Annotated in this window: 17 protein-coding genes; 8 read left to right on the forward strand and 9 right to left on the reverse strand. The window is 30.8% G+C overall.

All coding sequences use genetic code 11. From position 1 onward, the window contains the following. Window positions 1-119: 119 nt before the first annotated feature. Window positions 120-1,547, reverse strand: coding sequence for an FAD-dependent oxidoreductase (locus tag H6589_11695; protein MCB9175262.1), 1,428 nt, complete (start codon window positions 1,545-1,547; stop codon window positions 120-122). Between the two features lie 96 nt (window positions 1,548-1,643). Here H6589_11695 and H6589_11700 point away from each other — a divergent pair, with 96 nt between their 5' ends. Both H6589_11700 and H6589_11705 read left to right on the forward strand, forming a co-directional pair. After that, the gene (locus H6589_11700) at window positions 1,644-3,494 is read left to right on the forward strand and encodes a glycosyltransferase family 39 protein (GenBank protein ID MCB9175263.1); all 1,851 of its coding nucleotides are present in this window, start codon (window positions 1,644-1,646) and stop codon (window positions 3,492-3,494) included. A 48-nt stretch (window positions 3,495-3,542) separates the two neighbouring features. Further along, window positions 3,543-3,962 carry a hypothetical protein gene (locus H6589_11705; protein ID MCB9175264.1) on the forward strand — a complete coding sequence of 140 codons (420 nt, stop codon included), beginning with the start codon at window positions 3,543-3,545 and terminating at the stop codon, window positions 3,960-3,962. On the opposite strand, the gene H6589_11710 is transcribed toward H6589_11705, so the two are convergent. Genes H6589_11710 through H6589_11720 form a run of 3 tightly spaced genes read right to left on the reverse strand, consistent with a single transcriptional unit; the run spans window position 3,963 to window position 9,321 of the window. Further along, window positions 3,963-5,573, reverse strand: a complete 1,611-nt coding sequence (locus H6589_11710) for a hypothetical protein (GenBank protein ID MCB9175265.1) — start codon at window positions 5,571-5,573, stop codon at window positions 3,963-3,965. It lies immediately after the preceding gene. Window positions 5,574-5,588: 15 nt separating this feature from the next. Continuing rightward, a complete protein-coding gene (locus H6589_11715; protein ID MCB9175266.1) occupies window positions 5,589-7,580 on the reverse strand; it encodes a hypothetical protein in 1,992 nt (663 codons plus the stop codon). A gap of 7 nt (window positions 7,581-7,587) precedes the next feature. After that, window positions 7,588-9,321 carry a hypothetical protein gene (locus tag H6589_11720; protein MCB9175267.1) on the reverse strand — a complete coding sequence of 578 codons (1,734 nt, stop codon included), beginning with the start codon at window positions 9,319-9,321 and terminating at the stop codon, window positions 7,588-7,590. A 27-nt stretch (window positions 9,322-9,348) separates the two neighbouring features. Between H6589_11720 and H6589_11725 the strand changes: the two genes are divergently transcribed. After that, window positions 9,349-11,127: a hypothetical protein gene (locus H6589_11725; protein ID MCB9175268.1), complete on the forward strand. Its 1,779-nt coding sequence runs from the start codon at window positions 9,349-9,351 to the stop codon at window positions 11,125-11,127. Between the two features lie 6 nt (window positions 11,128-11,133). Here H6589_11725 and pdxA read toward each other — a convergent pair whose 3' ends face one another. Both pdxA and H6589_11735 read right to left on the reverse strand, forming a co-directional pair. Continuing rightward, a complete protein-coding gene (gene pdxA / locus H6589_11730; protein ID MCB9175269.1) occupies window positions 11,134-12,186 on the reverse strand; it encodes a 4-hydroxythreonine-4-phosphate dehydrogenase PdxA in 1,053 nt (350 codons plus the stop codon). A gap of 61 nt (window positions 12,187-12,247) precedes the next feature. Continuing rightward, the gene (locus tag H6589_11735) at window positions 12,248-13,654 is read right to left on the reverse strand and encodes a leucyl aminopeptidase (protein ID MCB9175270.1); all 1,407 of its coding nucleotides are present in this window, start codon (window positions 13,652-13,654) and stop codon (window positions 12,248-12,250) included. Between the two features lie 90 nt (window positions 13,655-13,744). On the opposite strand from H6589_11735, the gene H6589_11740 reads away from it, so the two are divergent. The 3 genes from H6589_11740 (at window position 13,745) to H6589_11750 (ending at window position 18,194) form a co-directional block, all read left to right on the forward strand. After that, the gene (locus H6589_11740; GenBank protein ID MCB9175271.1) at window positions 13,745-14,872 is read left to right on the forward strand and encodes a CofH family radical SAM protein; all 1,128 of its coding nucleotides are present in this window, start codon (window positions 13,745-13,747) and stop codon (window positions 14,870-14,872) included. A gap of 91 nt (window positions 14,873-14,963) precedes the next feature. Continuing rightward, window positions 14,964-17,543 (forward strand): gliding motility-associated C-terminal domain-containing protein, encoded by a 2,580-nt coding sequence (locus H6589_11745; protein MCB9175272.1) that lies wholly within the window; start codon window positions 14,964-14,966, stop codon window positions 17,541-17,543. A gap of 60 nt (window positions 17,544-17,603) precedes the next feature. Continuing rightward, on the forward strand, window positions 17,604-18,194 hold the full coding sequence (locus H6589_11750; protein MCB9175273.1) for a riboflavin synthase: 591 nt from the start codon (window positions 17,604-17,606) through the stop codon (window positions 18,192-18,194). A gap of 54 nt (window positions 18,195-18,248) precedes the next feature. Here H6589_11750 and H6589_11755 read toward each other — a convergent pair whose 3' ends face one another. From H6589_11755 to rpiB, 3 genes are all read right to left on the reverse strand, one after another. After that, window positions 18,249-19,946 (reverse strand): Na/Pi cotransporter family protein, encoded by a 1,698-nt coding sequence (locus H6589_11755; protein MCB9175274.1) that lies wholly within the window; start codon window positions 19,944-19,946, stop codon window positions 18,249-18,251. 70 nt (window positions 19,947-20,016) lie between these two features. Next, entirely contained in the window at window positions 20,017-21,219 is a 1,203-nt protein-coding gene (locus H6589_11760; GenBank protein ID MCB9175275.1) for a porin, read from the reverse strand. A gap of 133 nt (window positions 21,220-21,352) precedes the next feature. Further along, a complete protein-coding gene (gene rpiB, locus H6589_11765) occupies window positions 21,353-21,793 on the reverse strand; it encodes a ribose 5-phosphate isomerase B (protein MCB9175276.1) in 441 nt (146 codons plus the stop codon). A 465-nt stretch (window positions 21,794-22,258) separates the two neighbouring features. Here rpiB and H6589_11770 point away from each other — a divergent pair, with 465 nt between their 5' ends. Both H6589_11770 and H6589_11775 read left to right on the forward strand, forming a co-directional pair. Next, on the forward strand, window positions 22,259-23,767 hold the full coding sequence (locus tag H6589_11770) for a hypothetical protein (protein ID MCB9175277.1): 1,509 nt from the start codon (window positions 22,259-22,261) through the stop codon (window positions 23,765-23,767). Between the two features lie 7 nt (window positions 23,768-23,774). Beyond that, window positions 23,775-25,493, forward strand: a 1,719-nt coding sequence (locus H6589_11775) for a PAS domain S-box protein (GenBank protein MCB9175278.1), incomplete at its 3' end; no start/stop codon positions are given.

Genomic DNA, 25,493 nt, shown 5'->3' on the forward strand with positions numbered 1-25,493 from the left:
AGTCCATTTTAAATAAGTACAATCAATTATAAGTTCTCCAAAGTATTATGTATTGATTTTCAGGAAATAATTCGTTAAAACAAAACACCATGTAAAATACTGACTATCAAAGGGAAAGCCTAGTCTTGAGATAATCCACTTGCAGTAATCGTAGACTTTTCTTGGTAATCCTCATAATCTGTATTAATATCCCACAAATTATGATTAGAGCCATTAACAATGTTTTCCGCAGCTAAATAACCCATGAGTATAGAGTGATCTTGATTGTTGTATTTAAAAGCACCATACCGTCCAATAATGCTTAGGTTATTGATTGAAGTTAAATATTCTTCAATTGGCTTTAATCTCTCTTTATATCCTTTTGAATAAACAGGGTAACAACTGTTGATTTTGTGTACATAACCTTCAGAAATATTCTCATTTTTAACCAAGCCAGTAATTTTTATCTCTTTTTTTGCTCTTTCAATTAATGAAACATCAGAATCATTCCATAAATCATCCTCGTTATAACACCAATACTCTAAAACAACAATAGTTTCTTTCTGATTACCGTTAATTTCAGGAACCCAATTACTAAAATTGGTAATTCTACCAGTAAGTACTTCTGTTGAATGAATATATAACCAATTATCAGGAAACAAATTTTCCCCATCAATTTTTAAATAAACCAATATTGTATTGCGGAATTTTAAAGAAAATGCTAACTGTTTAATATCATTTGGAACTTCTGGCAAACGAGTAACCATTTGTGTAAAGGGCATAGAAGAAATAATATGATCGTATGCCTCAATTTTTCCACCCTCAAATTCAATACTTTTAGCTATATTATTTTCGGCAATTATACGTTCTACAGGAGTGTTTAAGAAAACTGACCCATTATTTTCTGAAACATATTTTGCCATTCGTTCATAAACCATTCCTGTACCCTCTAATGGATAAGCAAATTGATCAACCAACGTTTTGTGTTTATTACTTTTGTTTCCCTTAAAAGCTCCAATTACAGCCTCCCATAATGATAATTTTTTTATTCGTTGCGCGGCAAAATCAGCATCTAACTCTTTACAAGAAATACCCCATAATTTTTCTGAATATGTTTTAAAAAAAATTGAAAACAGCTTGTAACCAAATCTATTTGTTACCCAGTTTTCAAAAGTTCCATCAAGTTTTGTTGGTGATACTTTTTCTTTAAAAAATGATAGCAAACAAAGAGTAGCAGTCCCTACACCTAATTTAAATAAAGCATCAAAGGGTTTTAGTGGATAATAGTAGAATTTATTTTTATAATAAATTCTAGTTAGTCGATCAACCATTTTATAATCATCCCCAACAACCTCCAGCCACAATTTATTTATTCGGGTATCATTACTAAAAAAACGATGGGGGCCCAAATCAATTTTTTGTTCCCACAAATCAATGGTTTTTGCCATACCGCCCACTTGATTTGAAGCTTCATATAAATCAACTTTTACACCCATCTTGGTCAGTTGATATGCTGCTGTTACCCCTGCGGGCCCAGCTCCGATAATTGCAATTTTTTTAGTACTCATAGTTTTATAAAGATGTAAAAGTATTAAATTTTGTGTTTAAATATAGGTTCTTAGTTAAGAAACAAAATTTTAGCGTAAAATTGCTAAAAATTAATTATGCGAATATTTGTAATTTTTCTCTTTTTCTCCGTTACATTTCTTTCTTGTGAGACAAAAAACGACTCAACTCAAAAAAGTCAATCTATTGAGCATTTTAAGAATGAGATAAAGTCAAATGCAAATTGGTATAATAGTATCTCAAAAAAAGCAAAAGAACGAAATATTTCCATAGAAGAAATGTTAGCTTTAGATGCTCAATTTATGTATGAAAATCAAGTTTTTGTAACAGAGAAAACAACAGAAGAAGCTTCTCCTTTTAAAAGAGAATACACATTATTTTCTTTTAACCAATTAATTCCTTTAATACTTGGGCTTATATCAATAATTATAAGTTTATCACTGTTTTTTAACAATAAAAATTATACTTGGTCATTAATTTACTTAACTATCGGAGGGGTATTTTTGCGTGTTTTTGTTTTATTATTAAATAACTATATCAATGGTTGGGATGAGATTTTTCATGCGTTGGTTGCAAAAAACATGTCTTCAAACCCATTTCATCCAATGCTATATAAAAACCCCATACTAAATTTTGATGAGTTTAGTTGGGTTTCTGGACAAACATGGTTACACAAACAACCTTTGTTTTTATGGCAAATAGCATTGTCTATAAAATTATTTGGTGCAAATGTTATTGCGCTACGAATTCCTAGTATAATTATGTCTGGATTACTCGTGTTAATAATCTATGATATTGGCAAAACAACAATAAACTATAAAGTTGGGTATTACGCCGCACTACTTTTTGTTTTTTCAAGTTATAGTATCGATTTAGCAAACGGGGCTGTCCATACAGACCATAATGATATGGCTTTCTTATTTTATGTTAGTGCAAGTATATGGGCTTGGACAAGGTATGAAAACACAAACTCAAAACACAAACAATTATTTTTAATTTTAATCGGAGTGTTTTCTGGTTGTGCTGTATTAAATAAATGGTTAGTCGGCTTATTGGTGTATTTTGGATGGGGGCTTTCAATACTATTAATAAAAGAAAGAAGAGTTGAATTTATTAACTATAAAAACATAATTATAAGTTTTGCTATATCTCTAATCATATTTATTCCTTGGCAAATTTATATTTTTTTTACATTTAAAGAATTAGCATTACACGAATACAAATTAAATACACGACATCTATTTGAGGTGATAGAAGATCACGGAGGTGATTTTTGGTATCATTTTTTTGAAACAACAAACCTATATGGTATTAATAAGTTTTACGTGTTATTAAGCCTAATTTTTTATATTTTTTATGTTAGAAAATCTACTTATAAAGTCGCATTTTTAAGTCTTATTACATGTATTTTTCTTTTTTATACTATAGCATCAACCAAAATGCCAACATTCACTTTTGTATTATTAAGCATTGGATATGTAGTTTTGGGGTTGGTTTTTGAAAGATTAATGTCTTTTTTTATTGAAAATGTTAAGGTTAAATATAAGGGTGTAAAAACTTTTATAACTATAACTTTTATAGCTCTTATAATGATACCCATATTCAATTTAAATAAAATTGAAGAGCAACATGTAAAATGGTATTATAAAAAAGAAAAAACGCATCCATTATATATAAATAAAAACAACACCAAGATAATTAATAGTCTTAATAATGAATTTGATAATTTAAAGGGATATGTTGTTTTTAATTGTTGGGGTTTAGACAATATATCTGTTATGTATTTTACAGATGCCGTTGCAGCTTATTCATTTATTCCAAATGAACAAGATTACAATAAAATTAAAGAACAAAACCTCAAGATTTTCGTGTTTGATAATGGAATACTTCCTGATTTTTTAATTAACAATCCTGAAGTAATTAAATACAAAGGAAATTATATGTGGTAATTAAAAAACATATTTTATTTTTAATTAAAATTGCACAAATAAATAACTATGAAAAAAATATTGTTACCTGTTTTTGTGTTTGGTTTTACCATCACATCATGTTTAACAGAAAACCCAACTACTGATAATCAAATCAATAATAATGAAACAGTTTCTCTTCCTTTAAGAGAAGTACAAACATTAGAGTTTTTTATTAACAGAGTAAAATCAGACTCTACCTGGATGTATTTAACTGAAGAGAAGGCAAAAAAACAAGGTATAACCCTAGATGAAATGTTAAAATTAGAAGGGCAATTTTTGTTAGACCAAGATGCTGCTATTGTTAAAATTGAAAATGAGATTATTAAAAACCCCGAATGGTTAGAGTTTGTTAGTAAAAAAGCTGAAGAGCAAGGTACTACATTAGATTCAATGATTAGAAATGATGCAAACTATATGTATTTAGAAAACCTGAATAAAGTAAAATAACTAATTAACTTTAAAAACAGTACAATTAGACCCCTGATAAACTTTTTCATATTTATACAGGATGTTTGTTTGAACGCATGCATCATAAATTGTACTAAGGTCGCCTAATACAAAAACATAATCGATACTTTTTGGGTTATTCTCTGAATCAGTTTTCCACCACAAACACTCTATTTCATCTGGGGTTTTTCCTGATAATAGAAAGTTTGGGAACTTTTCTTCATTCCATAACAAAGGAAAATAACCTTTACTACACTCGTAATTTTCTAATATAACTAACGATTTATCGGCACCAAGATAATTAGAAAAATGTCCTTGTAGCCAGTGATTAGAATAATCTAAAGGCAAAACAACACTGTTTTCTGGTATAAATTCAGCAGCTTTATAACATTCTTGTGCCTGAAAATCCAACTCTTTGATAACAGTTGAATAATAATTATTTAATTTAAAATGAAAGAAGATGACTATTGAAACCGCTACAATATTCATCCACTTAGATACTTTTAGGGTTGAAATCCAAATAATGAGCAATATAAAAAACAACAACCCTAGTCTAACTTTGAAAAAACCACCAGCATCTGCATCATCTGCTATATTCAGGTAAAAATACATGATAAGTACGATAGAGAAGATAAAAAACCATGGGTTATTTACAGATAAAATAGTTGACACCAACGTTTTTTTACTGAATTTAGTAGAAAATAACTTGTTTAATTCAAGATAAACACCTATTGCAACTAGTGTTGCGATTACGTAAAATATTTTTGTTGTAAAAGCTTCCTCAAGAGGGGGATTATAGGCAATTATTGGTCTAATATTTTTAATCCAAGAAATAAGCTCCTCAATTGGAACTACGCTATTGTTTTGAAGCGAATCTCTTGAAATCACATAAAATAGAAAAAGGGAAAGGGGTATGGTTGAAGCTGCAACAACGGCAAATGTTGCTTTTAGAAAACTACTAAATATTCTTTTGAATTCTTTAGGACTATTAATGTATTCTGATAGTCTTGAAATAATAACATAGAGGGCAATTGACATTAATAAGAGTGCAAACATAAAAATATGGGAAAAGTATGTTGCAGTAACCAACAAAAATAGAATGACCATTTTTTTGATAGTTATTTTTTTTCTTTCTATAATAATCCAATAATTTAATGTGATTATAAAAAATATAATAGCAATTGAAAAGTTATAAAACCCAAATAAGAAAACCGCAGAATAGGTAAAAGGGAAAATAAAATAACTGTAAATTATATTTTTGGGAGAAATGGTTTTAATGAGCGCTCTAAAAGCAATAGGCAGTCCAATAAAGTAAATTAACAATAATGCCTTTTCTGCAAGATATGATGGTAAAAACAATTTAAAAAACACTAATAAAAAATGTCCTATCCAGTTTGGAACTGGTTCTGGATTAAAAACAAAAAAATCATTTAAAAAATTATTAGAGCCAAATAAAAGCTCTTTTATTATGTGTGAGTTATTGAGGTGGGATGCCCCATCCATCGATGGAAAAAATTTACCAGAAAATACTGGAATAAGATTTAATCCAATTATAATAAAGAAGATCAATCTCTCAATATTTTGGTTAAGTTTTTGTTTAAAACCACTCATCATCTTTTGATTTTATTATTCTATTTCTATTTCTAATATTTCTCCCGTTATTTCTTTTGAAGGAAATGGAATAAAATTTTGATTAAAAGGAGCTTCTGGCCACCAATTTTCTAAATGCCACTCTTGAGTTACAATTAATAACATTTGATTGTTTGGGATTGAAGAAACAGATGAATTTACATATCCTATGTCTATCATTTTATCTTTTTCTGCTCCTATTCTCCAAATAATTTCATCTGGTTTCCACTCTATTTCAAACCAGTAATATGGGCCATTAAATAGTACATCGTTTAACTCACCATACTTTCCCGTAATTGCCTGATACCAATTATCCCATCTATGCAATGAGTAAGAAGTATTTCCTCGCTTTAAATCAAAAACACCCCGATTAAAGTTTTCAGGATCCTGACAAGCTAAATCCCAATTAGTATATGTGACCATAACTTTGTTAGAGTCTGTTATTGGGTCTTTTGGTTTTTTCGTCACATCACCACCATAAGAAGAAAGCGGCCAGTTTCTTGATCCTTTAACAATTTCAATATCTATTTCGGAATAAATATCGTTTGGTACATAACTAATTTCACCTGTTCCTGGATAAGATCTAGGCACATAACCACCGTTAGCATTACAAGTTCGTCTTTTATTCCAGTCACCTTGCTGATAAATTAACCAAATAGCATTTGTCAATCCATTCCATAAATTATCTTTATTTAATAGTGATGGTAATTTTGCTTTAACTCTATACTTACCATAAGATAATCCGTGTCGAGTAATTACCCCAACATTTTCTTTTTTCCATTCTCCTGGTTTTGTAGCTGGGTTTTTAAGTATTATTTTATTGTTATCTAAAGAAACCGTCTTACAAGGACAATCGCTTACCGCTATAGGTGTTTTAATTGCATCGTATTTTTTATTTAATGATGAATAATAGTCGGATTTTACATATTCTCCCCCAGTAACATCGGCCACTACAGGTATGTTGTTAAATTTAAAATCGGCCACATGTGTGCTTATAAATTGTTCAAAACAAGCATTGTGGAGTAAATCTTTGGAAGCATTACAAGAAAGAGAGTAGTGTGAAGTATCAACATTCGGCTTTGTAAAGCTTGACATGTTTACGTAAATTCCATTTTTAATTTTGGGCCTTAAAACTACCTTAAGGTCGTCTTCAGTATAAAACGTTTTAATTTTGTTATCGTTTAACTCTTTGAAGTATTTAAATGGGTTTAAAAAAGTATCGTCTGAATTTTTTAATGAAATATTCTGAATGTGCATAGGTATTGACCGCAGCGAACTACTATCGTCAACCATAACTAACAAGAACTTATACTGACCAACCCTAGGGTTTCTTTTCCAACGATTATTATAATCACCTTCATTTCTTTTATTTTTAGCAACATACAAACCATCCATATAAAGTTGTGTGTTAATGTCTATTTTGTTGTTTTTTGCCTTCTCCACAACACCTGCATACCATTCGGGAGAGTTTTTTATGGCAATAACTATTGACTCTATTTCTTCTTGAGTAATCGGTCCTGTAAGATTTGATCCATAATAAATTTTTTCATTCCTTGGGTTTCCAACAATTCTAAATTTGGTTTTTATAGTATGAAACTCTCCATCTGAAGGAATTACATCTGTTTGTTTAAATGTGATTTCTGTATCTTCCCAGCTACCATAAAAATTTTCATTCGAATAGGGGTGTTCTTCAGGAAATTTATAAGATTCATTTTGATAATAAATCTTATAAAAGTAAACTCCGTCTTTATTTGTGTTGTTTTTAATATCAAATTTGAATTCAAAAAATCCATCTTTTGATTGATTGATAGAAGGTATAACAAACCCATTCTCAAAAGACCCTTGATAATCCATTTCTAGAGTCTTGTTATTTTCTGTTGTGTTAAGGTTGTTGATTGCAAAAATATTCTCAATTTCAAATGCTTCTTGTTTTTTTGTGCAGGAAACCAAAATCGAAATTAAAAGCAATATATTTATTATTCTTTTCATATTAAAATTAAATCTTTACGAAATTAACATTAAAATAATACAAACTCATACTAATTTCTTCTGTTCTAAATCCAATTTTTATTTTATAATAATTAGGTGGTAATTCTCCTTTAAGATATAGATTAGATTCTCCTTGATATATTTCATTGTAAAAATATTGTTGTTCAATTCCAGTAAAAACAAATTGTTCGTGCCAAAAAATACTATTACCATCAGCATCAAAAACATTTATATACATTTTTTGATTGCCTTTATTTAAATCTACATTGGTTTTAATGTGTATTAAATTAAAGTTGTCAACTAAACTGTCTTTTTTAATATCAATGAATTCAGACCAACGGTAACTAGGTAGTTCTGCAAAGGTGTTAAGCTCAATTTTTTTAACAACTTGTTTGGATGTATAATCATAATTCTCTTTCCATAGGATTCCCCTATATTTTTCATCAGTTTTAAGAAATATTTTCCAAAAAGATGTTTTACTCATTGCTTCCCAACTCATAATATACCTACTGTATTGATCTACTTGAATAAAACAAAGAACAATAAGAATAACAAATAAGCCGCTCCATAAGACCTTTTTAAGTAGACAAATATTGTTAAACAAATAACCGCCCATTATGGCAAAAATAACATAGAAATCGACAAAAGCTCGTTGACCGAAAGAGGCTCCATACCACCAGCTCCACCAGCTAGACAAAACATAAATAACCATAAAAAATAGAAAAGCTAGTACCAATCCTTGATAATATTTTTTTTGTAGAATAAGCCTTGTTAAGCCTCCAACAGACAACACAAAAAGTGCTGGGGAATAAATAAATAATCCCTTTTTGTAACTAAATAAAATGTTTAAAATTTGAGGGTTTAAAAAGTTAAATGTTTCGTTGTTGTATGAATCAATAAATAAATGACCTGTTTGAATGTTCCAAATTATAAACTGTAAAAATGAAATAGCGACAAAAATTAAAAGAGCAAAAATAGTATGTATAGTGTTTAATTTTATGTACTCCCCCATAAATTTGAAACACTCTTTAAGAGAAGAAAAAAACAACGGAAAGATAAAGATTATCGTCAAATTAGTGGGTCTAATTAAAAACACCAACCCTAATAGCAACATCGATATCAACAAGTAACGAAACTGTGAAGTGTATGAAAATTTGTATAAAAAAAAACTAAACACACTAATTGTTGAAAACGAATAAATGTGAGAATATGCTGATTGAAAATAAGCATAATGTACTATCGGGGTAGCAAAAACAAGTATAGTTTGAGTGAGTAATATCGCAAAACGGTTAATTTTAAAAGCAACCAAAAGTTTTCTAATAAAAAGCAACCCAACCCACAAATAAAATAAAGCACTATAAAAAATAAAATCTTGAAATATTTGTGAATAGCCCGTAATTTTAAGATCATTAATGCTTTCGTAAAGACAGGCTAAACCAAAAAAGGGGCTCATTAAAATAGCTGTTCCAACAAAGTATTTATTTACCTTGTTGCCATTAATTTCATTATAAATACCTGGATAGTTTTTATGATTGTATCCATCTGTTTGTAGGGTATCTAAAAATTTCCAATTTAAATCCTGATATATAAATGTTGCTGGTAAATATTCATAGTAACCTTTTCCGTCGGAATTAATGTGTTGTGGCTCTGCTACAAAATACAATTTACAAAATAATAGCAACAATAAAACCAAAATAATCTCTTGTACTATATTAAGGGTATTTTTAAAATTAGTATTCAATGTTTGATAGATTATATGTAAAAATAAATGATTTATTTTGTTCTTTTCTATGGTTTTATGGATTTAATCAACAAAAAAACAACTTTTGAACATTGGGTTTTCTATGTTGGTGTGCTCTTTTTTATTTACATTGGTTTTTTATCTTTATATTTTTATCTAGAAAGAACCACTTCGTTTGATTCTGCTGCTTTTGCTTTTGAGCTAATCCAAACAAAAAAATTTGTTACTCCATTAAATAGGTGGGGGTCAATATTTTCTCAAATCATCCCCTTGTGGCTTATAAAAAAAGGAGTGTCATTAAGTTTGTTTTTAAAAGCCTACTCTTTTAGTTTTGTGTTAATCAATTTTATTATATTTCTTATTATAAATCTTGGTTTAAAAAATAAAAATGCTTCTATTGTATTTTTACTGACAAATTGTTTGTCTTTTAGAAATACTTTTTATTTTTCAGTAAGTGAATATGCTCAAGCATTATCTTTAGCTATATTAGTTTATGCATTATTAGAACAATTAGTTAACCAACAAGATAGATTAAAACAAATATTATATTTATTTATCTCGACACTTATTGCATGTATGTTGTTCTACTACAATCAATTAATTATCGTTCCACTTGTTTTTATCTATTCATACATAATTATTGAAAAAAACGCCTTTAAAAACCCTTTTATCTACGTTGGTTTTATCATTACAATTACTTGGTTTGGTATTAATTTAATGATGTTGCCTAAAGATGGATACGAAAAAACAAAAATGGTTGGTATAGATGTTTTTATTGAACAAATTCCAGGTTTTTTTTACTTACCTAGCTGGGAATATCTAATTTTTTTTTGGGAGAGAGAGTTCTATATTTTACCTACAATTATATTGGTCTTATTAATAACTCTATTTGTTAATAAAAAGATTCTATCTTTTTTTTTGTTTATTGGTTTTATTGTTGGATATCTTATTTTAATTACCATAACATATTACAAAGGAGCGTCTGAAAACATGTATGAACAATATTTCATCGTTTTAGGTTTTATCATTGCTTTTATGTTAAACTCTACCGTGTTAAAAACAACAAAAATCAAATCAATTACTACAACCATTCTGCTTTTAATTTATGGTGGATATTTTATTTACAATGCTCACATTTACCCCACCAAGAGGGTCAATTATTTAACCCTTTTAAGTAAAAATGGCAATAAATACACCAATAAAAAATTTATAATACATCCTGATGATTTCCCTTGGGGCTACTCATGGGTAAGGTGGGCTTTACCAGCTGAAACACTGTTAGTATCATCTATAAAAGGTCCAAATAATTCTATAACTTGTTATTTAGCTGAATATGGAGAGAAAATAGATGTTTCAAGCAATAATGGTCAACTTTTGGGCGCTAACTGGATGAAGCATTTACTCAATGCCAATAATTTAGATAGTAATTATTTTAAAATACCAAAAAATAGTAATTATTTAATAACCAATAGAATTGATAAAAACATATTTTTTGTAAAAGAAACTATACGACACAATAGACAGTGGTTGAATGAAGTACAAAAACAAGCTAACGAGAATAATCAAACCCTTGAAAAACAAATCCATAATAATGCACAATATAATATTGAAACACGACCACCTAGTCAAAAGATTGACTTTATTATTGGAAAAAAAGACCTTAGATTAACTAAAATTGAAAATGAAATTAAATCTAACTCTGATTGGATGGAAACAATAAAACTAAAAGCAAAAGAAAGGGGTGTTTCTGTAGAAAGCATGGTTACATTAGATGCACAATATCTTTTGTCTCAACAAAAAGAATAATCTTATTTACTTCCCTTTTCCAACTTTTAAAGGATTCTCATTTATTTCTGTGTCCATTTGTCGGTTTCTAAACACATCTATGGCTTGGTAAACTGCCGAACGAAACGATTGCTCGTTCGCTATATTTTTTCCAGCAATATCGTAAGCAACTCCATGGTCTGGAGAGGTTCTAATAACGTTTAATCCTGCTGTAAAATTAACTCCCTCGCCAAACGATAAGGTCTTAAATGGCACCAACCCTTGATCATGGTACATAGCAAGTATGGCATCAAATTTTCTGTAACTGCCCGAACCAAAAAACCCATCAGCAGGGTAGGGACCAAAAACTTGTAAACCGATACTTTTTGCACTATTAATTGCAGGAGTAATTATTTCTTGTTCTTCTTTACCTATCAAACCATTATCACCAGCGTGTGGATTTAATCCTAAAACAGCTATACGCGGACTATTAATAGCAAAATCTTGAACCAAGCTTTTACTTAAAATTTTTAGTTTGGTAAAAATTTTATCAACTGTAATGTTTTTTGCTATTTCTTTAACAGGAATATGGTTTGTTGCTATTCCAACTCGTAACGAATCATTGTTTAATAACATCAATGATTCTCCTTCAAATTTCTCTGTTAAATACTCTGTGTGTCCAGCAAAATTAAATTCCTCTGATTGAATATTATCTTTGTTTATTGGTGCAGTTACTAAAGCATCTATTTTGCCATCGAACAAGTCCTTACACGCTGCTTCCAACGATAAAAAAGCATATTTTCCAGCACTTTCAGTTGATGTGCCCAAGTTTAATTCAACTTCTTCACTCCAACAACTAACCATATTCGCTTTTTTAGGACTAGCTTCATCTGCATTATTTATTTTATTGAAGCTAAATTCACCAACATCCAACGTTTTTCTATAATTGTTTGCCAGTTTGGTTGAGCCATAAACTATTGGTGTACACAATTCCAATATCTGCTGATCCATAAAGGTTTTAATTATTACCTCTAAGCCAACACCATTGTGGTCGCCAATACTTACGCCAATTCGGATTTTATCGTTTGTTCGTTTCGACATGTTTTTCTAGTTGCTAGTTTCTTGTTTACTTCCGACTTCGGTCTTCCAACTTCAATCTTAATTAATAATTTTTAATAAAATCATAGAATAATCTAACACCAACACCTGTTCCACCTTGTGAAATATAATCAACTGGCTTTTTGATAAAAGCTGGACCAGCAATATCTAAATGGATGTATGGATAATCGGTAAATTTCTCTAAAAACTTCCCTGCTGTTATTGCTCCTCCTGCACCATTTCCAAGGTTGGTCATGTCAGCAATACTTGATTTTAATTGCTCGCTATATTCGTCCCAAAATGGGAATTCAACAATTCTTTCGTAAACTTTATTTCCACTGTCTTTTAGTTTTTTCATGATTTTTTCATCAGCATTTCCCATTGCAACAACGCCATAATGACCAATTGCATTTGCTGCCGCACCAGTAAGTGTTGCTGCATCTAAAACCAATTCGGGCTTATATTTTTGTGCATAACTCAACGCATCAGCTAAAATCATACGTCCCTCAGCGTCGGTATTTAATACTTCAACAGTTTTTTTATTGTGCATAGTTATAACATCTCCTGGAGCATAAGCATTGCCTCCTGGTCTATTATCTGTTGCTGGAACCAAGCCTATTACATGATAAGGCAGTTTGTTTTTGGAGACAGCATATAAAGCACCAATAACAGCTGCTGCTCCACCCATATCGCACTTCATCATATCCATCGAATTTGGGGTTGGTTTTAAACTCAAACCACCTGTGTCATAAACAACTCCTTTTCCAACCAAAATAATTGGTTTTTTATTTTTTGCCTTAGCAGGTTTCCATTCTAAAATTGAAAATGTTGGTGGGTCAATACTTCCTTTATTCACCGCTAACAACCCTCCCATTTTAAGTGCTTCAATTTTTGATTTACTTAAAACTTCTATTTTATAACCAGCCTCTTTGCTAAGCTTTTTTGCTTCGTTAGCAAGTTGATTCGCATTTAAAAAGGATACTGGTTCGTTTACCAAATCTTTTGCGTGGTTAGTTGCTTTTGAAACATTAATAATCTCTTCTAACTCTGTATTGGTTATTTTAGAAAGTAGATTAACCTTTTGAAGACTGTTAACTTTTTTCTCGGAATAGTATTTTAAAAATTGATAGTTGCTTAATAACATTGCTTCAACAAAAGCAGGAGTAATCTCTAAATTTGAATTTACTGTTAGCTCTTTAACCTTTAATTCATTCGCTTTTTCTACCAACTTATTAGCCGATTTTCTAGCATTTTGGTGTGCTTTATAATCATCTCCTTTTTCAACAAAGACAACAAAAACAACTTGTGAAAACCTGTTTATTACAACAAGCTTAACATCTTCTTTTAGCTGACTTTTAGCGTAATTTAATTCGTTTTTTGTAAAGAAACTTTGGTCTATTTCTTTTTCAGTATTTACAACAAAAGCAATGTTGCTATTCGTATTTGCTTTGGCAATTTTTTTTATTTCCATTAACGATGATTTTTGTAGTAACTTTGAGTTGTTCAAAAGTAGGAATAATTAAAGATTTTACAACTATTTGAACTGTTTAATAGATACCACATGCAAGTACATTTGTTATTAGAAAGGGCTTTAAATTTTGAGTTTTTAAGTGCTGAAGAAGGTGAATTTTTGTTTAAAAATGCACCAACATCGGAGTTGATGTATGTAGCTAACGAGCTTCGAAAAATTAAAAAAAACAACAGCAAAAAGGTTACTTGGATAATTGACCGAAACCTAAATACAACAAATGTTTGTATAGCCAACTGTAAATTTTGCAATTTTTTTCGTGTTCCCGGTCATCCGGAGTCTTACATTACTTCAATGGATCAATATAAAATTAAAATTGAAGAAACCATCAAGTATGGAGGAGAGCAATTGTTGCTTCAAGGGGGTCATCACCCTGATTTAGGTTTGAAATTTTATATTGATACTTTTTCTGGGATTAAAAAAATGTTTCCAAACATTAAGCTTCATGCTTTAGGGCCGCCAGAAATTGCACACATCAGTAAATTAGAGGGTTTAACCCATATCGAAGTGTTGTCTGAATTAAAAAAAGCTGGATTAAATTCATTGCCTGGTGCTGGTGCTGAAATATTAAACGACAGGGTTCGACGATTGATTTCTAAAGGAAAATGTACTGGTAGGGAATGGCTAGATGTAATGCGAGCAGCACATCAGCTTAACTTAACCACCAGCGCAACCATGATGTTTGGACACATCGAAACCATTTCAGAGCGTTTTGAACATTTGGTGTGGCTAAGGGAGGTTCAAGCAGAAAAACCCAAAGAATCGAAAGGATTTATTGCGTTTATTCCTTGGCCGTTTATGGATGATGGCACTCTTTTAAAAAGAGTAAAGGGTGTTTCTAACAATGTAACTGATGACGAATACATTCGAATGATTGCTTTAAGCAGAATTATGCTTCCCAATATTGAAAACATTCAAGCTTCGTGGTTAACAGTTGGAGAAAAAACAGCTCAAATTTGTTTACATGCGGGAGCGAACGATTTTGGCTCAATAATGATTGAAGAAAATGTAGTTTCTGCTGCAGGAGCTCCACATCGATTTACTGCTGATGGCATTCAAAAAGCAATAAAAGAAGCCGGTTTTGAGCCACAACTTAGAACTCAAGAATATGAGGATAGAGCGCTTCCTGAAAACATGGAACAACAAGTAATTAATTATTAAAGAAAGTATAGAAGGTTAGGAGTTTATAAGTTTAAGCGACCAGTAAACAAATATTTAAACAACTAAAAAAGGTTTAATTTTAAATTTGGATTTGAAAAAACTGCTCTACATATTATTAATCTTTGTTTCAACAAATACCTTTGCTACCCACAACAGGGCGGGAGAAATCACTTATAGGCACATATCTGGGTTTACGTATGAAATTACAGTAACCACTTACGTAAAAGAGTCTAGCCCAGCAGACAGGCCAAATTTAGAGGTTTTTTGGGGGGATGGAACATCGGTTGATTCTATTCCAAGAACATCTTCTGTTTCACTTGGAAACGATATTGCTAAAAACATTTACATTCAAAACCATACTTACCCAGGGTCAAACCCTGTTCCTTATGTGATTAGGATAGAGGACCCTAACAGAAATGCGGATATTGCAAACATCCCAAACTCGGTTAATGTGGTGTTTTATATTGAGTCTTCATTAATTATTAATCCATTTGTTGGAATCAACAACTCGCCAATATTACTTAACCCACCTATTGACAATGCTTGTGTTGGTAAAATATTTGTTCACAATCCTGGTGCGTGGGATGTAGATGGGGATAGTTTATATTACACCATCCAAGATAGCAAACAGGCTGGTGGTAACCCAATTCCTGGCTACACTTTACCGCCAGCATCAAACTCTCTTACCATTAACAGCCATACTGGTGATTTGATTTGGGATTCGCCATTAATGGCAAGAGAGTTTAATGTAGCAATCCGCATAGATGAATACCGTAATGGCATAAAAATAGGAAGCATCCTTAGAGATATGCAAATAACGGTTGCACCGTGTAGCAATAACCCGCCTACAATTTCTGGTTCTATCGACACGTGTATTGTTGTTGGAGACACCTTAAACTTGTTGTATAATGCCTTAGATGTTGATGGAAACAGTATTACATTCACAGCTACAGGTGGACCTCTTTTTACATCGTCAAGCCCCGCAAGTTTTTACCCGTCATCATCTTCAAGCAATATGAATGGAAATTTTATTTGGGTTCCTGGTTGTTTAAACATTAGAAAAAGTAGCCACATTGTTTCTTTTAAAGCAATTGATAATGGCAACCCAAACCTTGTGGATTTTCATTCTTTATCGGTAAAAGTTATAGCGCCTGCCCCAAAAAGCTTAAACGCAACAGTACTAAGCAATGCCATAGCGTTAAATTGGGACAAAACCCCTTGTAGTCAGGCAGTTAAATATAAAATTTATAGAAAACAGGGTTCTTCTGGTTGGTCTCCAGCGTACTGCGAAACTGGCGTGCCTGCCTACACAGGTTTTCAATTGGTTGGAGAAACAGCAAATATTAATGACACCAATTACATTGACAACAACAATGGTCTTGGGCTAATTGCTGGTGTAACTTATTGTTATCGAGTAATCGCTATTTATCCTGATGGAAGCGAAAGCAAGGCTTCGGATGAGGTTTGTGAACAATTAATAAAAGATGTGCCAATCATCACCAATGTAAGTGTTAACAACACATCGCCTACAAACGGGTCAATGTATGTTGCCTGGTCAAAACCTACCGAATTTGATTTGGTTTTGTATCCTGGTCCTTATAGATATTTAATTTATAGAAGCCAGCAGTCTTCGTCAGCTTTTACTTTAATTGATTCAACAGCAACAATAAACGATACCATTTATACCGATACATTAATCAACACACAAAACTTTCAGTTTTATTACCGTGTTGATATGTATAACCTTACATCAGGAGCGAGAGAGTTAATGGGAAAATCAACTGTTGCTTCATCAAGCTTTCTTAATATTGTTCCATCTGACAATAGAATTACGCTGGTTTGGAATGAAGCGGTGCCTTGGACCAATACCGAGCATGTTATTTATAAACTAAACACAACAACATTAAACTACGACTCTATAGCCATTACCTCAAATATAAATTATGTAGATACGGGTTTGGTTAACGGGCAAACATATTGTTATCAGGTAAAAAGCATTGGTACATACTCATCACCAGGCTTGATAGACCCTATCATTAATTACTCTCAACAAAACTGTGCAGAACCTGTTGATAATGTAAAACCGTGTGCTCCATCGTTACAAGTAGAAGCGCTTTGTGAACAACAACAAAATAATATTACTTGGTCGAACCAATTTAGTAGTGTTTGTGATGACGATATTTTAGGATATAAAATTTACAAAAAAGACACCATGAATGGTGATTACTATTTGGTAACAACATTAAATGGAGGTTCCACACTATCTTTTGCCCACGAAAATTTAAAATCAGTTGCAGGTTGTTATATTATTACAGCTTTAGATTCTGTTGGAAACGAAAGTATATACAGCGACTCTGTTTGTGTAGACAATTGCCCAAAGTACGAACTACCAAATGTATTTACGCCTGGAACTGACGGAATGAATGATTATTTTAAACCATTTCCTTATCGATTTGTTGAGTCTGTTGAGATAAAAATATACAGCCGTTGGGGTAATTTGGTTTTTGAAACAACTAACCCTGATGTAATGTGGGATGGTAAAAATCAGAAAGGTGGAAAACTAAGTTCTGATGGGGTTTATTTTTACACCTGTAAGGTAAACGAAATATACTTAGATGGTATAAAGCCTCGTGTAATAAAAGGTTTTGTTCATTTAATGAGTAATAAGTAGGAAGACCGAAGCGGGAAGACAGAGGTGAGAGGCAAACAAGAAACAGATAATTGGAAAAATATGTTTACAGGAATAATTGAGGGTTTAGGCATCTTAAAGAATATTAAAAACGAAGGTGATAACATTCATTTTACTTTTGAGTGTGATTTTACAAACGAATTAAAGATTGACCAAAGTTTGGCGCACAACGGTGTTTGTTTAACTATTGTTGATATTAACAATAAACAATATACTGTTACTGCAATTAAAGAAACTCTAGATAAAACCAATTTGGGGTTGTTAACCGTTGGTGATGAGGTTAATTTAGAAAGAGCTATGTCGGCATGTGGTAGATTTGATGGGCATGTGGTTCAGGGGCATGTTGACCAAACAGCAACGTGTAAAAGTGTTGTTGCTAACAATGGTAGTTGGGCCTTTACCTTTGAATATCAGCCTAAAGAAAAAACATTTGTTACCGTAGAAAAGGGCTCTATAACTATAAATGGGGTTAGTTTAACTGTTGTTGATTCGAAACCGAATGAATTTTCTGTTTGTATTATTCCTTATACTTTCGAAAACACTGTTTTTAAATCAATTAAAAGGGGTAGTGTAATAAACCTAGAGTTTGATATAGTTGGGAAATACGTTGCACGACTGATGAATCTTAACTAAACAAAAAAGGTGCTTAACAAATATTAAACATCCTTTTTGTTTAGCTTATATTTCTTACTGAATACCTTTTACACCTTCAGAAACATTTATAATATGATCACCCACTTTTTCTAGTGCATTAAACAATTCGCTATAAGCTGTTGCGCTCTTAAAGTCGTACTCGCCTTTTTCAACATTTTTAAAGTGTTCTTTTCGTAACATCGTTCTAAGATTGTTAATGGCTTCTTCCAATTCTTTGGCTTTTTCTATATTAACTTCATCGTAGTTATTGTTAAGATTCAAACACATGTTTTTAAGTGCCTCTTCAACAACATCAAACATGTCTAAAATGTTTTTACGTTGCTCTGGTGTAAACCAAACTTTGTTTTCATGTTTTCTTTCTACTGTTTTCGACATTTGATAATAGATGTCTCCAACACGCTCCAAGTTCGTTATTATTCTTAACATTCCTCTAATTTTAAGAGAAAGCTCCTCGCTCATTTCACCTTGAGAAATTTTGGTTAAATAATCAGCTACTTCAGTCTCTATCTTATCTGTAATGTCTTCATACTTTTTAATTCTAGCTAATGAAGTACTTAGTTTTTTTGAGTCTTGCTCCATTAACAACTCACGAACAAAGCCGTTCATTCTTCTAGTTATTTCACCAAACTTTGCAATTTCTTTTTGGGCTTCAAATATGGATAAATCAGGAGTTGTGGTTATTCCTGTATTAATGTGTTCCAGGTGATACTCTTCGTCAAACTCCCCTTTAGATTTAACTGTTTTGGTGGCAACTTTAACTAACCAACCTAAAAACCAAATCATAATTGTAACATTTAATAAGTTGAAAGTGGTGTGGAATATTGCTAATCCCATTGGCGTTCCTTCAATGTTTAATCTTGGATCAACACTTCCTAACACATCAACAGCAAACCAGCTTACTAAATCTAAAAATGGGGTAAAAGAAATAACAAACACCATCCAAGTAACTCCTATTACATTAAACAATGAATGGATGCGTGCCGAACGTTTTGCGTGAACGTTTGCTGGAAGCGACGCTAGTTCTGCGGTAATGGTTGTCCCGATGTTTTCACCCAAAACCATTGCTATTGCTGCCTCGTAAGGAATAATTCCTGTAAAACAAAGCGTTTGTGTTAAAGCCATTGTTGCAGAAGACGATTGAACTACAATGGTTAATAATGTTCCAACTAACACAAACAGCACATTACTTAAGAAATTTGTATCGGCATATCTCCCTAAAAAATGTAACATTTCTGGGTTACTTTTAATATCAGGCACAGCATCTTTTAGTTCTGCCAATCCCCAAAATAAAATAGCAAACCCTAAAAGAAATTCACCGGCATATTTTATCTTCGATTTTTTTACAAAAAGCATTGGTACTGCAATTGCCAATAAAGGAAGAGAAAGTGCCGACATTGACACCTTAAATCCTAATAAAGCTACCAACCAAGAGGTAATGGTAGTTCCAATGTTTGCTCCAAGCATAACGCCCGCAGACTCTACTAATGTTAATAAACCTGCATTAACAAAACTTACGGTCATTACGGTTGTAGCAGATGATGATTGAACTATACAGGTTACAATGAAACCAGTAAACAACCCCATAAATCGGTTTTGAGTCATCATGCTCAACATTTTTCTTAAACCACTACCAGCGGCTTTTTGAATACCCTCGCTCATTATTTTCATTCCATAAATGAAAAAACCAAGAGCACCTATAAGTGTTAATACTTGTACAAAACCAAATTCCATGTGTTGTTTTTTTAATTATTATACAAATTTAGTAGCTTAATTTTTAACGATGTTAAGTTAATGTTAAGTTTTAAAAATACAGGTCAATTTGTAGTCTATACATCAACTCATTATCATTGCTTCCTTGAACATCTAAATAGCTAAAGTCTGATTGTACTTTTAATTTATGCCCCACAATATATTTAGAAACACCAAGGGTATATTGTCTAACAATATCTTCTTTGGTAATTTTTTTATCCATTTCAATGTAGGTAAAACGAGTTGCTACTTCCCAGTTGTTTTTAAATAAATAACCCATTTGAGTATTTAATCCTTTACCAACATTTACTACGGCTCCAGTTTTTGAGCCATCACTGTTTTTAGCAATGGCTTGTTCTGCTTCACGGTTGGCATATTCTGCCATAACAGAAAAACCCTTGTATTTAAACATCATGTCAACAAAAAGAGTGTGAATATCTGTTTCAAAAAAACCTTTATCTGTAACCATGTAATTACCCATGTTGCTTCGTGTTTTTACAGCTTTGTTATTAACATCGTAGCTTACTGCAACTGATAGTTTTGGTTTTTTTTCTCTACTTAAATCACTACCTGAATAATCACCATCTTTTTCGAAAGAACCAAAAGGTAATATTTCAACTTTGCTTGACCATTGGTAGCCTCCTAAATTATCTGCGGTAACATTTCTTCCTTCGCCTTGAGAAACCGCAACAATTTCTCGCACTTCAAACTTTTCTCCTATTTTAAAATTATGTCTCAATTGCGCGCCCATATCTCTATCAATATTAAATGCACTATTTAATAACGATCTATCAACAAACTGCATATTACCTGAAGAGATAATCCTTTCTCTGTTTCCTGGTAGTTTGGTTTGACCTACCCATAAAGTAAATTTTTTATAAAAATTCCATTTTAAAACAGCGTCATAAATATAATTTGGAGCATTACTTGTTTGTGGGCTTGCTCCAGAAATATCTCTATTACTTAAACCAAGTTCAATCTTGTATTGAAGTTTAGGCGAATAGGCAAATCCATTAAATTTTAAACGAGCTCTTCTTATCGAAAAATTAGAGTTTCCATTTGTAAAACCAGCTGTATCGTTTAAATTCCATTCACCTATAAATAAGGTTTGAAATCTTGCACCAAAATTCATGCTCCATGAACTGTCGGCAGCAATTACATTAACAATACCTTTTCCAAATTTTTGGTTGGTTACTTCTTGTGCTATTGCTGTGCTAGAAATTAATGTTATTAATACTAATTTGATTTTATACATCTTATTAATTTATCTTTAATTTTTAGTTTACTGAGTTTATAACAATAAACCTTTAATTGCGACAAATGTATAACTATAGGTTTAGTAACCTATTAAGCAATAATTAAATGAGTGTTAACTTAATGTTAAGGTATTATATACAAGCTATTTTATTAACTCTATCTGCATGTCTGCCTCCTTCAAAATCAGTTTTAAAAAAAACATCAACACATTTTAAAGCTTCTTCTATAGAAATATAGCGGGCAGGTAAAACTAAAATATTAGCGTTATTGTGTAAACGAGCCAATTCTGCAATTTCGGGCATCCAACACAAAGCACTTCTTATTGCTTGATGTTTGTTTGCAGTCATGTTAATACCATTTCCACTTCCACAAATTAAAATGCCAAAAACATCTTGGTTATTTTCAACATAAGTAGCAACCGGGTGTGCATAATCTGGATAATCTGCTCTTGCATCAGAGTTTGGACCAAAATCTTTAACTTTAATATTGTTTTTTAATAAGTGTTTTTTTACTGTTTCTTTTAAATCAAAACCTGCATGATCGCTACCTATTGCTATTTCTTTTACATTCATATTGTTCGGTTTTTGTACTTATTAACAGCTTTGTTTATATTAATTTTAATAACCTGATTTTTAACACTGTAAAATTAACTACTTTGATGTTGATAATTAAATATTATGCTGGTAAATAAAAAAAAATTAATGTAGGAATATCCAAAATTTATTTTGATTGATATTAATTTTTAAAGTGGAAAATATTTAACCATTTTTTTAAATAGAAGTTACAAACAATCCTTTTAGGGTTATTAATGGTAACTTTTAATTAACTTTTATTAAAAACAAAAAAACTAACATTTGTTAATTAAAACCTTAATAATCACAAAATCAAAAAACTAAAATTAAAAAAGCTGTTAGTTAATTCTTATAAATTACATCATTTTAAAACTGCAAGAAAACTATTTGCTAATTTTAAACAGTTTTAACACACTAAATATAATAGTAGATTAAAATTTATATTTAAATACTTATATTATATATATGTTTCGATTACTTGTTGTCATTTTTATTAGTCTTCCAATTTTTTTAATTTCACAGAATAGGATTAGTGATGGTGTAAAAAAGTTTTATTACGAAAATGGTAATGTATCAAGTGAGGGTTTAATTAAAAATGGAAAACCAGAAGGTTATTGGTTTAATTACTATGAAAATGGTTTAATAAAATCGGAAGGAAACAGGTTAAATTATTTATTGGATAGCACTTGGATATTTTACAATGAAAAAGGTAATTTTTTATCTAAAATAAATTATAAAAATGGTTTAAAAGAGGGTTTAAAAATTCAGTATAGCGATAGTTGCAATGTAATTGTTGAAGAAAATTTTGAAAAAGACATTAAACAAGGTTTAACTGTTTATTATTTTGATACCATTGGAAAAATAAAATGGAAAGAACAACTATTTGTTGATGGTTTAGAAGATGGAGTTGGTTATGAATATGCTCTAGACAACAGAATAATAACTATATTTAATTACAAAAAAGGAACATTTATAAGTAAAGAATCCATTAATAGAATGGATAAAAACAATTTAAAACAAGGTGTTTGGAAAACATTTCATGAAAACGGAAAAACTAAAATTGAATCAACTTATAAAAATGATTTGTTAAATGGTTATTACAAAGAGTACGACAACAAAGGAAAGTTATTAAATGCAATATTGTATATTAATGGTGTTGCTCAAAGTTTTGCTGACGAATTGCAGGTTTTAAACATTAAAAAAGAGTATTACAGTAGCGGACAAATTAAAAAAGAAGGTCCTTTTGATATTAATGGTAAAGAACACGGAACATTCAAGTATTATAACGAAGTTGGAGAAATAACATTTTCAGAACAATATTTTCATGGAATATTATTAGCAAAAGGCATAATTGATGAAATGGAAAGAAGACAAGGAATGTGGGAAGAATATTATGTAGATGGGCAATTAAAATCGAAAGGAAAATACATTGATGGAAAAAAAATAGACGATTGGGAATATTTTTTTAATAACGGTAAATTAGAACAAAAAGGAAAATATGTTAATGATGAAAAATTTTCTGGTTTGTGGATTTGGTATCACCCAAATGGTGCTGTATTAAGAGAAGAAAATTTTAGAAAAGGCTTAGAAGATGGTTTATTACAAGAATTTGACGAAAATGGTGTGTTAATAACCAAAGGAGAATATATTGATGGACTAAAGGATGGATTTTGGTACTTTGAATACGGAGATCATAAAGAAGAAGGAGAATATAGAAACGGAGAAAGAAATGGAATGTGGCATTATACTTATCCAAACAACAAACCAAATTTTGAAGGAAAATTTGTGGATGGATCTCCTGATGGTAAACACAAATATTATTATGAAAATGGTAAGCTTAAAAGAGAAGAATATTATTTAATGGGAACAAAAACAGATTCTTGGAAATCGTACAATGAACTAGGAGAATTAATTGTAACCATACACCATAAAAACGGAGAAGAAGTTAAGTTAGATGGAACAAAATTAAAGTAACTGACGAGTGGATTATTCAAAAAAAACGAAAGAAGAATTAATACAAGAAATTTCACTTCTTAAACAAAAAGAAGATAATTTTTCGTTGATTTTGAATAAAATTAATGAGATGTTTTATAAAATATCTATTGATAAAAATGAGAAAAAAACGATAGAATATTTAAGTCCTCAAGTAGAAGAAATTTTTGGACTATCCATAAGAGAGTACATCAATCATCAACACAAACTTTTCGAGCATTTTCATCCAGAAGAACTGGAAAAATTAAAAAAGGAAGTAGAGCTTCAAAAAAACTGCCATGCACCAAAATCGCTAACATATAGATTTTATAACAAGAAGAAAAAAAAATATGTTTGGATAGAAGAAACATTGGTTAACATTTTTAATAGTAAAAATGAGCGTATTGGAGTTTTTGGAACAGCCAAAGATGTTTCTGAAAAAAAAGAAGCAGAACAAAATTTAAACTTTATTTTAGAAAACATTAACGAATGTATTTACAATGTAAAGTTTACCGAAAAAGAAAAAAAACTTACCTATATAAGCCCACAGATAGAACAATTGCTTGGCTTAACTATCAATGAATTTAATAACGAAGGTAAAACAGGCAAAATTTTAAAAAGAATACATCCTGACGACATAGAATTAATTAATGACAATGTTAAAAAGGGTATGTATGTAGATAAACTACCACAAATAAATACGGTATTTAGGTTTAAACCCAAAGGAAAAAAAGAATACATCTGGGTTGATGAAACAATACACATTAAGTACAACAAACAAGGCGAGGCTTTAGAAACCACAACAGTTATTAGAGATATTACTGAAAAAAAGAAACTAGAAGAAAATCTTTATGATTCGGAAAGAAGTTACAAAGAACTTTTTGAAAGTAGTCCAGATCTTTTATATATTCAAAACGGAAAGGGAGAATTTATAGATGTTAATGAAACAGTAATAAAAAAATATGGCTACAAAAAAGAAGAAATTATTGGAAAAACACCAGAATTTTTAAGTGATAAAAAGAGTAATAGCGGCTTTAATTTAGAGCCTATTTTTAAAAAAGCTTGGGCAGGAAAAGTTCAAAAATTTGAATGGTGGGGATTAAAAAAGAACAATGAACGATTTTTAAAAGAGGTTATTTTAACTAAAGCAACCTACCTGAACCAAGAGGTGTTAATAGCTAACGGAAGAGATATTACCGAAAAGAAAATAATAGAAGAACACCTTAAACAAAACGAAGAAAGATACCGACAGTTGTTTACTAAGAATATGGCGGGTGTTTTTATTACAGAAAACGGAATTATTGTAGAATGCAATAATGCTTTTGCTAAAATATTTGGATATAATTCAAGAGTTGAGCTTATTGGTAAAAAATCAATAGACCTTTATTTTAACAAAAAAGATAGAGAAAACTACATAAAAGACCTTAGAAAAAAAGGGTCTCTGTCTAACTATAAACTTCGTCACAAAAACAAAAGCGGTAATGAAATTTGGATTTCTACCAATGTAAACATTCACGATTTAACAGTTGGCAAGAAAAATATTACCAGGTTAGATGGTACGTTAATAGATATCACCAGTCAAGTTATAAAAGAAAAACAATTACAACAAAGCGAAGAAAACTATAAAAACCTTATTGAAAACTCACCATACGGAATTATTATACATGTAGATGGTAAGATAATTTTTGCCAATCAAAAAGCAGCACAAATTGCTGGATATAAAGATGCC

This window comes from Flavobacteriales bacterium (assembly GCA_020635795.1).
In the GTDB taxonomy this organism is placed as follows: domain Bacteria; phylum Bacteroidota; class Bacteroidia; order Flavobacteriales_E; family Vicingaceae; genus Vicingus.